Origin of the sequence: Pseudomonas sp. RU47 (assembly GCF_004011755.1) — a bacterium.
Classification (GTDB): domain Bacteria; phylum Pseudomonadota; class Gammaproteobacteria; order Pseudomonadales; family Pseudomonadaceae; genus Aquipseudomonas.
In genome coordinates, this window is record NZ_CP022411.1 from 2,548,242 (window position 1) to 2,561,281 (window position 13,040).

The 13,040-nt window shown below is 59.6% G+C and carries 13 protein-coding genes; 6 read left to right on the plus strand and 7 right to left on the minus strand.

Annotated features, from left to right (window positions below; all coding sequences use genetic code 11):
- Positions 1 to 94 precede the first annotated feature (94 nt).
- The 3 genes from miaE to CCX46_RS11660 all read left to right on the plus strand — a co-directional run bounded on the left by miaE (position 95) and on the right by CCX46_RS11660 (position 2,942).
- Entirely contained in the window at positions 95 to 703 is a 609-nt protein-coding gene (gene miaE, locus CCX46_RS11650; RefSeq protein WP_127926765.1) for a tRNA-(ms[2]io[6]A)-hydroxylase, read from the plus strand.
- 244 nt (positions 704 to 947) lie between these two features.
- Positions 948 to 1,655, plus strand: a complete 708-nt coding sequence (locus CCX46_RS11655) for a winged helix-turn-helix domain-containing protein (protein WP_127926766.1) — start codon at positions 948 to 950, stop codon at positions 1,653 to 1,655.
- Positions 1,656 to 2,942, plus strand: coding sequence for an ATP-binding protein (locus CCX46_RS11660; protein WP_127926767.1), 1,287 nt, complete (start codon positions 1,656 to 1,658; stop codon positions 2,940 to 2,942). It begins immediately after the preceding gene.
- 252 nt (positions 2,943 to 3,194) lie between these two features.
- On the opposite strand, the gene CCX46_RS11665 is transcribed toward CCX46_RS11660, so the two are convergent.
- Positions 3,195 to 5,393: a TonB-dependent siderophore receptor gene (locus CCX46_RS11665; RefSeq protein WP_127926768.1), complete on the minus strand. Its 2,199-nt coding sequence runs from the start codon at positions 5,391 to 5,393 to the stop codon at positions 3,195 to 3,197.
- 218 nt (positions 5,394 to 5,611) lie between these two features.
- Positions 5,612 to 6,100, minus strand: a complete 489-nt coding sequence (locus CCX46_RS11670; protein WP_127926769.1) for a GFA family protein — start codon at positions 6,098 to 6,100, stop codon at positions 5,612 to 5,614.
- Between the two features lie 138 nt (positions 6,101 to 6,238).
- Here CCX46_RS11670 and glsB point away from each other — a divergent pair, with 138 nt between their 5' ends.
- Both glsB and CCX46_RS11680 read left to right on the plus strand, forming a co-directional pair.
- A complete protein-coding gene (glsB, locus tag CCX46_RS11675) occupies positions 6,239 to 7,147 on the plus strand; it encodes a glutaminase B (protein ID WP_007911001.1) in 909 nt (302 codons plus the stop codon).
- A gap of 189 nt (positions 7,148 to 7,336) precedes the next feature.
- Positions 7,337 to 8,839, plus strand: a complete 1,503-nt coding sequence (locus CCX46_RS11680) for an aldehyde dehydrogenase family protein (RefSeq protein WP_127926770.1) — start codon at positions 7,337 to 7,339, stop codon at positions 8,837 to 8,839.
- 122 nt (positions 8,840 to 8,961) lie between these two features.
- Here CCX46_RS11680 and CCX46_RS11685 read toward each other — a convergent pair whose 3' ends face one another.
- The 3 genes from CCX46_RS11685 to cynS form a co-directional block, all read right to left on the minus strand.
- Entirely contained in the window at positions 8,962 to 9,621 is a 660-nt protein-coding gene (locus CCX46_RS11685; protein ID WP_127926771.1) for a carbonic anhydrase, read from the minus strand.
- Positions 9,622 to 9,633: 12 nt separating this feature from the next.
- Positions 9,634 to 9,870 (minus strand): DUF2790 domain-containing protein, encoded by a 237-nt coding sequence (locus CCX46_RS11690; protein ID WP_127926772.1) that lies wholly within the window; start codon positions 9,868 to 9,870, stop codon positions 9,634 to 9,636.
- Between the two features lie 80 nt (positions 9,871 to 9,950).
- Positions 9,951 to 10,418 (minus strand): cyanase, encoded by a 468-nt coding sequence (cynS, locus tag CCX46_RS11695; protein ID WP_016982959.1) that lies wholly within the window; start codon positions 10,416 to 10,418, stop codon positions 9,951 to 9,953.
- 121 nt (positions 10,419 to 10,539) lie between these two features.
- Between cynS and cynR the strand changes: the two genes are divergently transcribed.
- A complete protein-coding gene (gene cynR / locus CCX46_RS11700) occupies positions 10,540 to 11,427 on the plus strand; it encodes a transcriptional regulator CynR (RefSeq protein WP_127926773.1) in 888 nt (295 codons plus the stop codon).
- 258 nt (positions 11,428 to 11,685) lie between these two features.
- Here the strand turns inward: cynR and CCX46_RS11705 are convergent, their stop codons facing one another.
- Entirely contained in the window at positions 11,686 to 12,015 is a 330-nt protein-coding gene (locus tag CCX46_RS11705; RefSeq protein WP_093437124.1) for a hypothetical protein, read from the minus strand.
- 510 nt (positions 12,016 to 12,525) lie between these two features.
- Entirely contained in the window at positions 12,526 to 13,029 is a 504-nt protein-coding gene (locus CCX46_RS11710) for a GNAT family N-acetyltransferase (protein ID WP_127926774.1), read from the minus strand.
- Between the last annotated feature and the right edge of the window lie 11 nt (positions 13,030 to 13,040).

Here is a 13,040-nt window from a genome sequence, read left to right on the forward strand (position 1 = left end):
GCGACTTGATGCATATCAACGCGCGCGACTGGTGGTCTGCGGGCAGGCCGGTATAATCGGCGCCTTTCGCTCGAACACCTTTACCGTGAGCCCCATGATCCTTCCCGAAATCCACGAATTCCTTGGCTGCCGCACGCCCGACGCCTGGGTTCAGGCGGCACTGGCCGATCAGGAAACGCTGCTGATCGACCACAAGAACTGCGAGTTCAAAGCCGCCAGCACCGCCCTGAGCCTGATTGCCAAGTACCATTCCCACGTCGACCTGATCAACATGATGTCGCGTCTGGCCCGGGAAGAACTGGTTCACCACGAGCAGGTCATGCGCATCATGAAACGGCGCAAGATCGAACTGCGCCAGCTGCATGCAGGCCGTTACGCATCGGGTTTGCGCAAGGTTGTGCGCAGCCATGAGCCGGTGAAACTGGTCGATACGCTGGTGGTCGGCGCGTTTATCGAAGCGCGCAGTTGCGAACGTTTCGAAGCGCTGGTGCCGCACCTGGACGAAGAACTCGGCAAGTTCTACTTTGGCCTGCTGAAAAGCGAGGCGCGGCATTTTCAGGGTTATCTGAAGCTGGCCTATCAGTACGGTGATGCAAAAGACATTGCCCAGGTCATCGACAAGGTCCGTGCCGCCGAGCAGGAACTGATCGAATCGCCGGATGAAGAGTTTCGCTTCCACAGCGGTGTGCCTGCCAACACTTAAAGATCAAAAGATCGTCCGAACGCGGCCCGAGCCTTTGGCAGCTCCTACACTTGGAAATGCGTTTCCCTGTAGGAGCTGCCGAAGGCTGCGATCTTTTGCTTTTGAATGTTAAAAACTCTTAAGAGTATGAAACATCACCGAAAACCGGCCCCAGCGGCCGGTTTTTGCTGCCTGAAACAAACGCCACCCCCACGAAAGCCGCCATAATGCCGACCACTTCACACATGGGTGGCAGACGGGCGTTATGGATAACCTGGGTTTTGGCAAAGTCCTGTTGGTGGAAGATGATGAGCGCCTCGCGGCACTGATCGCCCACTTTCTCGAACAACACGGCTACGAGGTGCGCACCGTGCTGCGCGGTGACCTGGCCGTGGCTGCCTTTCTGGAATTCAAGCCGAAAGTCGTGGTGCTCGACCTGATGCTGCCGGGGCAGAGCGGTTTGCACGTGTGCCGCGAGATTCGCAGCGTGTCGGACACGCCGATCGTGATCCTGACGGCCAAGGAAGACGATCTTGACCACATTCTCGGTCTGGAGTCCGGCGCCGACGACTACGTGATCAAACCGATCAAGCCACCGGTGTTACTGGCCCGGTTGCGAGCGCTACAACGACGGCAGATGCCGGACAGTAACGTGGTCAGTTTTCTTGAGTTCGGCCAGTTGAGCATTGACCGCAGCTGTCGTGAAGTACGGCTGGCGGGCGAGGTCATTGAAATGACCACCATGGAATTCGAGCTGCTGTGGTTGCTGGCCAGCGCGGCGGGCAAGGTGCTGTCGCGCGATGACATTCTCAATCGCATGCGCGGGATTGCCTTCGACGGGCTCAACCGCAGCGTCGACGTGTACATCAGCAAGCTGCGCAACAAGCTCAAGGACAACCCCCGCGAGCCGATCTGTATCAAAACCGTGTGGGGCAAGGGTTATCTGTTCAATCCGTTTGCGTGGGAACTGTAGATGCTGCGGTTATTTCTCGGGCTGTTTCTGGTCATGACGATTGGTCTGGTGCTGGCGTTGCAGACGGTTGAACGCACCTTTGATGCCTTGCTCGATTATCAGATGCAGGACTACAACCGCGAGGCTGTGCGGGGGCAAGCGTGGACGTTGGCTCAGCAGTTGTGTGACCTCGATGGCCCGGCGCGGGAAAAACAGCTGGAAACGATTCGCCCGCATTACGGTTTGGGGCTGACGCTGGTCGATACCTCTGAACTGGCCCTCAGCGACGAGGAAAAAGCCGAGCTGGCCAAAGGGCTGCTAGTGATCCGCGACAAGTACAGCCAGTACATTTCCGCCATTGACGATGGCCCGCAACTGCTCAGCATCCGTTTGCCGGCCGAGCCGAGCCTGATGCCGTTCTACATCGCCGGTGCCTACCTGATGATTGCTGTGCTGATCGGCTTCGTCCTGTTTTTCTGGGTGCGCCCGCACTGGCGTGATCTGGAGAAACTGCGCCTGGCCGCCGAACGTTTCGGCGATAACGATCTGTCGGTGCGCATCCAGTTGTCGAAACGCTCGAACATCCGCGATCTGGCCGAGCACTTCAACCTGATGGCGGCGCGCATCGAAGGGCTGATCGCCAATCAGCGGGAACTGACCAACGCCGTCTCCCACGAGCTGCGCACGCCGATTGCGCGGCTGTCGTTTGAGCTTGATCAGCTCAAGCAGCAGTCGGACCCCAGCCAGAACCGCGAGCTGATTGCCGATATGTATGCCGACCTCGGCGAGCTGGAGGAAATGGTTTCGGAACTGTTGACCTACGCCAGCCTTGAGCGCGGCGCGACGGTGATCAAGCGTGAAAACATTCAGGCTGCCAATTGGCTCGACAGTGTGGTTGGCAGCGTGGCGCTGGAGGCCGAAGCGGCCGGGGTGCAGCTGTTGATCGGTGATTGCCGGCTCGACACCGTGCGTATCGAGCCGCGATTCATGGCGCGGGCGGTGATCAATCTGCTGCGCAACGCGATTCGTTATGCCGAGCAGCGGGTTGAAGTGACGCTGGTGCGCACCGGTGATTATTACGAAGTGCGGGTCAACGACGATGGGCCGGGCGTGCCGGTGGACGGGCGGGAGAAAATCTTTGAGCCGTTTTCGCGACTGGATGCCAGTCGGGATCGGCGTACGGGTGGGTTTGGTTTGGGCCTGGCGTTGGTGCGACGAGTGTCGCAGTCCCATGGCGGGCAGGTTGAAGTGGGCGATTCGCCTTGGGGTGGGGCGTCTTTCCGGATGACCTGGGCGCATCTGGATTAATGATGTGATCTGTGCCGGCCTCTTCGCGAGCAGGCTCGCTCCCACAGGTTTCGGCGGCGCGCACAAGTCCAATGTGGGAGCGAGCTTGCTCGCGAAGGGGTCAGTTCAATCAGCATTTTTGCTGCTGACCCACCGCTATCGCGAGCAGGCTCACTCCTACAGTGATCTGCGGTGTTCACAAATCCAATGTGGGAGTGAGCCTGCTCGCGATGGGGCCATCCATGGCGCCGTCAACTCAAGGTTTGTTAACGATCAGAAATCCCACTTGGTCGTCAGCATCAAATTGCGCGGCTCACCGTAGAACGTAGTATCGAAGTTGCCCAGTCCCGTCAGATAACGCTTGTCGAAGACGTTGTTGGCGTTGACCGTGAAGCTCAGGTGCTCGTTGTACTGATAACGGCTCATCAGGTCGACGAGGGTGTAGCCGCCCTGTTTGATCCGCGTGTAGTCGCCGGCCGGGGCGCTGTAGATCTTGCCGTAGAACGCGCTCTGCCAGCTCACGCCACCACCGACAGTGACCTTGTCCAGCACGCCGGGCAAACGGTAGGTGGTGAAGGTGCGCACCGTATGTTCAGGCTTGGTGGTCGACAACGGATAACCGTACATGCGCTGTTCATCGGCATCACGGGTGCGCGCGTAGGTGTAGCCGGCGGAGACGTTCCAGCCTTCGGCCAGTTCGCCGGCGAGTTCCAGCTCCACGCCTTTGGTGGTGGCGCCGTCGATGGCTTTGTAGATGCCTTCGTTGGTCACCGCGTTGGTGCCGATCGATTCGGCAACGCCGTCCTGCTCGATGCGGAAAAGCGCCAGGCTGGCGTTGAGGCGACCGTCGAAATACGCCGCTTTCAAACCGGTTTCGTAGCTGTCGCCCTCGACCGGGGCAAGGGTCGAGCCATTGGCGTCCTTGTAGGTCTGCGGCTGATAAATGCTGGTGTAGCTGGCATACAGCGAGTAGGTGTCGTCGAGGTCATAAATCACCCCGGCGTAAGGCGTGACCACGCCGTGTTCCTTGTAACTGGTGTGGGTGTCGTCGAGGCCGGCCCCGGGGTTGTAGCGGTAGTCTTCGTTGTACTTGAAGGTGCTCAAGCGGCTGCCGAGGATCACCGAGAAATCGTCGGTCGGGCGCAGGCGCGTGGCCAAGTAGATGCCGTTCTGGCTCTGGGTGCGCTCGTACTTGCCGTTTTTCGGGAAGTCCTGTTTCGGCAGATTGCCGTCCCAGTCGTAAATGCTCCCCGGTACTTCGGAAAACGCACTGGTGTCGTAGGTCGAACCGGTCTGGCGCGAGTGCGAGGTCATCACGCCGGCGATCAGCTCATGCTCGCGACCGCCCAGCGTGAACGGGCCGGAGACGTTGACGTCAGCGGTGTTCTGTACACGATGACCTTCCCAGCGCCCCCAATACATGAACATGCCTTCGCCCGTGGCGCGGTTCGGATTGCCACCGCTGGCCGAGGCCAGACGCGTGTCGTGATCGGTGGTTTTCTGGTCGAGGCTGACCTTGAATTTCCAGTCGTTGGCCAACGCCTGTTCCAGCGAGGCGAAATAGGTGATGTTGTCGAAATCGCGGCGGCTCCAGTCCGCGGCGGAGTTGAAGTGGCGACCAAAATCGGTTCGCCCGCCATCGGCGAAATACACCGGGTTACCCGTCCACGACGAACCCCGTGGTGTGGTGCTGGATTTGTCGACGCCGAAGGTCAGCAGGGTGTCGTCGCTCAGGTCGGCTTCGAGGATGCCGTAGAACAGGTCTTTGCGCTGGCTGTAGTGATCCAGGTAAGAGTTCTGATCTGAATAAGCGCCGACGAAACGTCCGCGCACGTTGCCCGATTCAGTCAGCGAACCGGAAATATCACCGACGGTGCGGTAGGCATCCCACGAACCAACGGTGCCGCTGATCGAGGCTTTGAATGCCTTGGTCGGCTTCTTGCGGATCAGGTTGACCGTGGCCGACGGGTCGCCGGAGCCGGTCATCAGGCCGGTCGCGCCTTTGATGATTTCAATGCGGTCGATGCTGGCGGCGTCGTCGCCATTGTTCGGGTTCTCGCCGTAGACGCCATCGTAGGGGATGTTGACGCCGTCGTACTGGAAGTTGGTGATCGCCAGGCCGCGCGCGGAAAACTCGGTACGGTCGCTGTCGTACTTCTGCATGGAAATGCCGGGGGTGTTGCGCAGCGCATCACCAATGCTTTGTACACCGCGATCGTCCATTTGCTGACGGGTGATCACCGTCACCGACTGCGGGGTTTCGCGAATCGACAGCGGCAGGCCGGTGGCCGAAGACATGGCGCCGGTGGTGTAGGAGCGGGTGTCTTCGGTGGTGGCGCCGAGGCCTTGCGCGGAAATATTGGTGGCGCCCAGTTGCAAGGTCTGCTCGGTTTTTTCAGCGGCGTTGGCAGAAATGCTCAGCAGGGCCAGTGCCAACGGGCACAGGGCGAAACGGAAACGGACGTGCGACATGGAGATCCCTTTGCATCGAATCGATCGGTAGTTGAAGTGCTTCTGAGGGGTTAACCGAACGAGTGCGGGAAAAGGGAACTGCACCGAATCAAGAACGATGAAAAACCTGTGGGAGCGAGCCTGCTCGCGAAAGCGTTGGGTCACAAACATCAATGCTGGCAGACAAGACGCCTTCGCGAGCAGGCTCGCTCCCACAGGGATTGGTGTTTGCCATGGATCTATCGGGTCAAGCCGAGGCGTTCATGCCACTGCGCAATGGATTCTTCGGGGTAGACGTCGAACTGTTGGTCTTTCGATTTGGCCTCGACTTCGACCCAGGTTGCTTTCGAACCAAGCATCAGATGCGTGTGCTCCGGCGGCACTGGCAATGGCGTATCGATCGCCGAAGCGAACGGGTGGATCAACTCCGGCCACTCCGGGCTGAACAGCCACAAGCCGCTGCCGCACAGTGAACAAAAATGCCGCTCGGCGCTGCTGCGATGGGCGCGTTTGTCGCCCTCGTCTTTCATCTTCGCGTGATAGACGCTGATGTGTTTGCGCCCGCGCACCTTGAGGCTGGTCGCGTCGCCGCCGAGGTTGATCGCATAACCGCCACCGCCCTGGGTCTTGCGGCAGATCGAGCAATAGCAGCGTTGATAAGGGTAGGGGTGGGCGCTGGTGAGGCTGAACGTGACCTCGCCGCAATGGCAGGAGCCTTCGAGATGCATGGGTGCTCTCCGGTTTCTGAATGTGCGGTTGAGCCTAGAACATTCAGTGCGATTGCGGCCGGTGTGATTCGACGGGCGGGCGCAGCGTCTAGCCCCAGTGTCCCCGCAATCCCATGGGGCGAGACTTCGGAACCCGGCATGCAAGCGCTGTTGAACGAGATTCTTGACGCTGTCCGCCCGCTGATCGGGCAGGGCAAGGTGGCTGACTACATTCCCGCCCTCGGCACTGTGCCGGCCAATCAACTGGGCATCGCCGTGTACGGCAATGACGGCGAGATGTACTGCGCCGGTGACGCCGAGACACCGTTCTCGGTGCAGAGTATTTCCAAGGTGTTCAGCCTGGTGCAGGCGATCGATCATTCCGGCGAAGCGATCTGGGAACGCCTCGGTCACGAGCCGTCCGGGCAACCGTTCAACTCGCTGGTGCAGCTGGAATTCGAGCGCGGTCGGCCACGCAATCCGTTCATCAATGCCGGAGCGCTGGTGATCTGCGACATCAACCAGTCACGCTTTGCCGCACCGACCCTGTCGATGCGCGATTTCGTCCGGCGCCTGTCCGGCAATCCGCAGATCATGATCGACGGCAAAGTCGCCGACTCCGAATACCAGCACCGCGCGCGTAATGCGGCGATGGCGTATCTGATGCAGTCGTTCGGCAATTTTCACAACGATGTCGAAGCGGTGCTGCGCAGCTATTTCAGCCACTGCGCGTTGCGCATGAACTGTATTGATCTGGCCCGGGCGTTCTGTTTTCTGGCCAACGACGGTTTTTGCAAACACAGCGGTGAACAGATCCTCACGCGTCGGCAAACCCAGCAGGTCAACTCGATCATGGCCACCAGCGGGCTGTATGACGAAGCGGGCAACTTCGCCTATCGCGTTGGCTTGCCGGGCAAGAGCGGTGTCGGTGGCGGGATTGTCGCGGTGGTGCCGGGGCAGTTCACGGTGTGCGTGTGGTCGCCGGAGTTGAATGCTGCGGGGAACTCTCTGGCGGGGATGGCGGCGCTGGAGATGCTTAGTGCGCGGATTGGCTGGTCGGTGTTCTGACCCGATCCGCCAAACACTACAAAACCCTGTGGGAGCGAGCCTGCTCGCGAAGGCGTCAGGTCAGCCAACATTGATGTATCAGATCCAGCGCTTTCGCGAGCAGGCTCGCTCCCACAGGGTTAGCGGTTGCTTTGGAGGATTGTGTTCCTATACATTTTCCGGCCGCTCCCTGCATGGTGAATCCGCTTCATGTCTCTTGCGCTCGAACGTCTAGTCGCTGGCACGCCGATCCCTTTCGCTGGTAACCGCGTCACCGTGGTCAGCCCCGAACTGGCCGCGCGGTTTCAGCCCGGTGACCACCTGTTGGTGGAGCAGGTCAGCGGCGAGTTGCTGTTGATCCCCGTAGCGGATCAGCAAGCGGCGTCCGTGGCGATCGAACGCGCGGCAGCGGCATTCACCGCACTGTCGGCTGTATCCGATGACGCGATCAGCACGTTTTTCGATCTGTTCGCGCAACGTTTGGAGACCCCGGACTGCTGGGCGCACATCGAAACCGCCAACCTTGCCGATATCGAACGGGCCAAGGCGCGCGGCCGTTCCACCACCCGACTGCTCGCCGATGAGCGCATGCGTAGCGACATGATCGCCGGCCTGCGTGCCTGGCGTGATGCCGCCGCCACACGCGGCAAAGTCATCAGCAGCGTCGAGCACGACGGCTGGAAGGTTGAGCAAGTGGTCTCGCCGCTGGGCATCGTCGCGTTTGTCTTTGAAGGCCGGCCCAACGTGTTTGCCGACGCCGCCGGTGTCTTGCGCACCGGCAACACCGCCGTGTTGCGTATCGGCAGCGATGCGTTGGGCACCGCGCAAGCCATCGTCACTCACGCCTTGAACCCGGCGCTGGCCGATGCCGGTCTGCCGGCCGGTGCGGTGTCCTTGGTGGAAAGCGTCAATCATGCCGCCGGTTGGGCGATGTTCGCTGACCGACGTTTGTCGCTGGCGGTGGCGCGCGGTTCGGGTCGTGCGGTCAGTCAACTGGGCAGCATTGCCCAGCAGGCCGGCACCGCCGTCAGCCTGCATGGCACGGGGGGCGCGTGGTTGATCGCCGATCGTGTTGCCGATGCCAAACGTTTTGCCGCCGTGGTGCGCAACTCGCTGGATCGCAAGGTGTGCAACACCCTCAACGTCTGCCTGATCCAGCGTGATCGCGCGACGGAACTGGTGCCGCTGTTTCTTGATGCGCTGCAACAGGCCGGCACCGCGCGTGGCCAGGGTTGCAAGCTGCACATCGTCGAAGGCAGCGAAGGCTGCTTGCCGAGTGAGTGGCAGAACGCGACGGTCGAGGTCTACCGCGCCGAGGGCTATCAGACCGAGGCACTGGCAGAACCCTTGGCAGAATCCGAGTTGGGCCGCGAGTGGGAATGGGAAGAAACCCCGGAAGTCAGCCTGATGATCGTTGACGATCTGGATCAGGCGATTGCTTTGTTCAACCGCTACAGCCCGCAATTTACCGTGTCGTTGATCAGTGAGGATGCAGCCGTACAAGAGCGTTTCTACAACGCGGTGAATGCGCCGTTCGTGGGCAATGGCATTACCCGTTGGGTCGATGGGCAGTATGCGTTGAACAAGCCGGAGCTGGGTCTTTCGAACTGGGAAAGTGGGCGCTTGTTTGCGCGCAGTGCGATTCTTTCGGGGGATGGCGTGTTCACTGTGCGCAGCCGCATGACCCAGATCGATCTCACAGTAAAACGCTGATCTGGCGGACATTGATCGTTCCCACGCTCCAGCGTGGGAACGCAGCCCGTGACGCTCCGCGTCACTGGGCGCAGAGCGTCCCCCGAGGCATTCCCACGCAGAGCGTGGGAACGATCAGTTGCTCAGGCCGCGTGGGTGGTTTGTGCATGGATCGCGCAAGTCGCCGGTTGCTCGGCCAGCGGCACAAACGTGCGGCGGTCCGAGGCCAGCGCATCGACCGAGCCGGTCTCGATGTCATACACCCAGCCATGCAGGTTCAGCAGGCCTTTCTCCTGAGCCAGACGCACGCTCGGGTGGGTCTGAATGTTCGCCAGTTGCGCGATCACGTTCTCGCGCACCATCGAACTCAATTTTGCCGCGTCATTGGCGTGCGGCCGCGCCTCGTTAACCACTTTCGCCGACTCGGCATGCTGCAGCCAGCCGCTGACCGCAGGCAGGTGATCCATGCATTTGCACTTCGCGATCGCGGTCATCGCACCGCAGTCCGAATGCCCGCAGATGACAATGTCGGTCACCCCGAGCACCGCCACCGCATATTCAACCGTCGCCGAAACCCCGCCCGGATGCGGGCTGTAGGACGGCACGATGTTGCCAGCGTTGCGGATCACAAACAGCTCGCCAGGTTCTTGCTGGGTCAGCAGTTCCGGCACGACACGGCTGTCGGAACAGGTGATGAACAAGGTGCCGGGCTGTTGCGTGGTCGCCAGGTGTTTGAACAGTTCGGTGCGTTGCGGGAACGCTTCGCTCTGGAATTTCAGGAAGCCATCAATCAGGTTTTTCATGGTGTTGTCCTCTCAGTTCGAGCAACCGCTGCCGAATTCGCTGTATTGAAGAATGTGTTTGCCGCCGTGGCTGTCCAGATACGTCATCTCCACCGGCACCACGCCACACACATCGGCAACCGGGGTAATGCTCAGCACTTGGGCGATATCCAGTTGCATGCCGTAGCGGTAGGCGACGGCCTCGTCAGCGGCAGATACCTGGGCGCAAACGCCGCCGAGCAGGGCCAGAATCAACAGAATTTTTTGCATGGGGCAGCCTCCAGATGTGTTGGTGACGGGTAGCCATTTGAGGTGTGTTGGCCCGCACGCAGGGTGCGGGCCGGTGCGGATCAGAACGGACGCAGGGGCAGGAACTTGCCGTCGAGGGTGACCACAGCGCGGGAGCCGCCTTCCGGGTCTTCGACTTTCTTGATGTCGAGTTTGAAGTTGATCGCGCTGATGATGCCGTCGCCGAACTGCTCGTGAACCAGCGCTTTGAGGGTTGTGCCGTAGATCTGGATCATCTCGTGGAAGCGGTAGATGGTCGGGTCGGTCGGTACGCCGCTGAGGCTGCCACGCAGGGGGATGATCTGCATCGCCGCGACGTCTTCAGCGCTCAGTTCAAGCTTGTCGCCGACCACTTGGGCGGCGTTTTCTGGCAGCGGGTGCTGGCCGAGCAGGGCAGCGGTGACGTACGCCAGGCTGAGGCCGGTGCCGTCGGCCAGATCCTGCCACGACAGATCTTTGCGTGCCTTGGCGTCGAGAACGCGGGTGGTCAGGGCCAGGCTGGTGTCGTTGTAGGCGTGGGACTGTTGCATGGTGTCACTCCTTTCAGGGGTTGGCTTGCTGTGTGGGATTGATCTTCTGCCGATTCATCCATAGCGTCCAAGACCGATATACAATGCTTGGCATAAGCCCTGCCTATAGATGGTGTTTCCCATGCTGCTGCGACATCTGCGTTACCTGCTCGCTGTTGCCGATCACGGCGGCTTTACCCGTGCCGCCGAGGCATTGCATGTTTCACAGCCGACCCTGTCACAGCAGATTCGCCAACTGGAAGAAACCCTGGGGGTGAACCTGTTTGATCGCACTTCGCGCACGGTCAAACCGACGGATGCCGGTGTGGCCTACATCGAATGTGCGCGGCGAGTGTTAGTGGAACTGGAGGCGGGCAAACGCGCGTTGCATGACGTGAAGGATCTGTCTCGCGGGACGTTGCGTCTGGCGATGACGCCGACGTTCATGGCGTATCTGGTCGGGCCATTGGTACGGGATTTTGCCGCGCGGTACCCGGGGATTCATTTGCAGATTTTCGAACTGTCGATGGACGACATCGAGGCGGGGCTGGCGGATGACTCGCTGGATATTGCGATTGCGTTTACGCCGGTGCGCAGTCCTGAGATCGAGTGCATTCCGGCGTTTACCGAAACGCTGGGGATCATGGTCGGGCGTGAGCATCCGCTGTATGACAGTGCGGCGGTGCTGACACCGGAGGATGTCGCTTCGCTGGATTTCGCCTTGTTGGCGCCGGACTTCATCACGCGGTTATCGGTGGATGAGTATTTTCGCCAGCAAGGGATTACGCCGCAGGTGCGGATCGAGGTGAATTCGGTGAGTACGTTGCTGGAAGTGGTGCGTTATTCGCCGATGGCGACGATGTTGCCGCAGGCGATTGCCACCGAGGATCGGGCGTTGTGCCGGTTGCGGGTTGAAGGTGATGCGCCGCAGCGTGGAGCGGCGTTGTTGCGGCGGCGCAATAATTATCACAGTGCGGCGGCAGTGGCGTTTGTGGAAATGGTGTTGGACATGGGAAGCCCCTCACCCTAACCCTCTCCCAGAGGGAGAGGGGACTGACCGAGGGATGCTGGAGTAATACACCGACCTGAAAGTGCTCTGCTGAATCCATAATCAACTCGGTGTGTCCGGTTGACGAATGACTTTATACAACTCGATCGGCTCCCTCTCCCTCCGGGAGAGGGCTGGGGTGAGGGGCTACAATTCCAGTCACGCCAAATCAATGCAAGCGAACAAAAAAAGGCCTGCTTCCATTAAGGAAGCAGGCCTTTCAATTATTTAATGACTAACTCAGCAGAACCGATCAATCACCCGAACTTCATTCTTGTTCTGCATCGAATCCCACGCCTGTTTCAGCGTTTGCAGAACATTACCGATGAAGTCCTTGTCGGCCGCGGCTTTCTTGCCAACATAACCGTGGCCGCGACGGTACATCTTCAGGCGGGCCAGCAGGTTCTGATGGTTGCGGTCGAACTCGTCTTCGTCAGCATGGGTCGCCAGGCAGTCGATATGCACCTGACCCGACTTGCTGATCCAGAGAATATGGCTGTCATGGCTGTCTTTCTGCGCAGCGAACATACGAGCCAGTTCTTCGATAGTAGGTTGATTGTTCAGATTCATGATATTGCCCCTTGACCAGTCTGGTGATCTTTCAAAGTTGATTCGCTAATACAGGTAGCCCATCGGTTAGTTGATCCCTGGCACCGAAACCAGGACGTCAGCGCTCGCCCGTGTGAAGTACGGGGTCGTGCATCTGTTGCATGTAGTCGTGTTGAATAACTGCTACGCAATAGCGTCACAACGAGGAGAAGCAGCGAAAACCGGGAGGCTCCTTGACGACATTTACCGTGTCCACCACAAGCGTCTTGAGAATTTTCGCCAGCGCTTCTCGTCCTTGTACTGGACGTTCAGGCCAGGTCAGCTTCTTCAATCTGCCTTGTGGGCAGCGTGTATCCGGAAAAAACAACTCGGCGGTCAGACGAGTTTGCTCAAGCGTGTTAATCGTGTTCCCGATCGGGGAACGTCTTCATCATGCAAAAGCAAAACGATGCCGTCAACGGTTTTGTAGTGATTATTTTTGTTCACTACATATTGTCGGACAAAGCTGTTTTGGAATGAGAAAGAATCCGTTCAGGCAACGGAAAAAGGCGTGCGCAGCCCGTAGAAGGTGCACGGATAACCGTCTACTTCGCGCTGCTGCAGGGTGAAGTGGCCATTGCTCATCAACGGAATCAGCCTGGCCCAGAAGCGCTGTGCCGGCAGGTTGGCGTCGATATGGAAAATCTGCCATTGACCGGGGATCTGGCTCAAGAGGGCAGAGACGACAAACTGCGCGACGCCTTGGCCACGAAAGCGTCGCGCGATGAAAAAGTAGCCGATGTTGTGTTCGGCGCCGGGAATGTGGATTTCGTTATCGACGGTCACGAAGCCGGCCAGTTCGCCGTCGACCTGAATCAGAAATGGTTGGGTGGCCGGGTGGCGCCAGTAGTCGATTTTCGGCTGGATGGAGAAGAAACCATGCGCAGCGAGCTTCAGCGGCAGCCATTCGCTGAAGTCGTACATGTAGAACTGCATAAGGTTTTCGATGATCTCCAGCTCATCGCGCCGGGCTGGGTGCAGTTCGATATTGGCCATACGCCGGGTTC

Coding starts and splice junctions, on each gene's coding strand:
- CCX46_RS11660 (WP_127926767.1), top strand. CDS start 1,656: ATGCTGCGGTTATTTCTCGGGCTGTTTCTGGTCATGACGATTGGTCTG.
- cynR (WP_127926773.1), top strand. CDS start 10,540: ATGCTGCTGCGACATCTGCGTTACCTGCTCGCTGTTGCCGATCACGGC.
- CCX46_RS11655 (WP_127926766.1), top strand. CDS start 948: ATGGATAACCTGGGTTTTGGCAAAGTCCTGTTGGTGGAAGATGATGAG.
- miaE (WP_127926765.1), top strand. CDS start 95: ATGATCCTTCCCGAAATCCACGAATTCCTTGGCTGCCGCACGCCCGAC.
- CCX46_RS11690 (WP_127926772.1), bottom strand. CDS start 9,870: ATGCAAAAAATTCTGTTGATTCTGGCCCTGCTCGGCGGCGTTTGCGCC.
- CCX46_RS11680 (WP_127926770.1), top strand. CDS start 7,337: ATGTCTCTTGCGCTCGAACGTCTAGTCGCTGGCACGCCGATCCCTTTC.
- CCX46_RS11665 (WP_127926768.1), bottom strand. CDS start 5,393: ATGTCGCACGTCCGTTTCCGTTTCGCCCTGTGCCCGTTGGCACTGGCC.
- CCX46_RS11710 (WP_127926774.1), bottom strand. CDS start 13,029: ATGGCCAATATCGAACTGCACCCAGCCCGGCGCGATGAGCTGGAGATC.
- CCX46_RS11670 (WP_127926769.1), bottom strand. CDS start 6,100: ATGCATCTCGAAGGCTCCTGCCATTGCGGCGAGGTCACGTTCAGCCTC.
- CCX46_RS11705 (WP_093437124.1), bottom strand. CDS start 12,015: ATGAATCTGAACAATCAACCTACTATCGAAGAACTGGCTCGTATGTTC.
- glsB (WP_007911001.1), top strand. CDS start 6,239: ATGCAAGCGCTGTTGAACGAGATTCTTGACGCTGTCCGCCCGCTGATC.
- cynS (WP_016982959.1), bottom strand. CDS start 10,418: ATGCAACAGTCCCACGCCTACAACGACACCAGCCTGGCCCTGACCACC.
- CCX46_RS11685 (WP_127926771.1), bottom strand. CDS start 9,621: ATGAAAAACCTGATTGATGGCTTCCTGAAATTCCAGAGCGAAGCGTTC.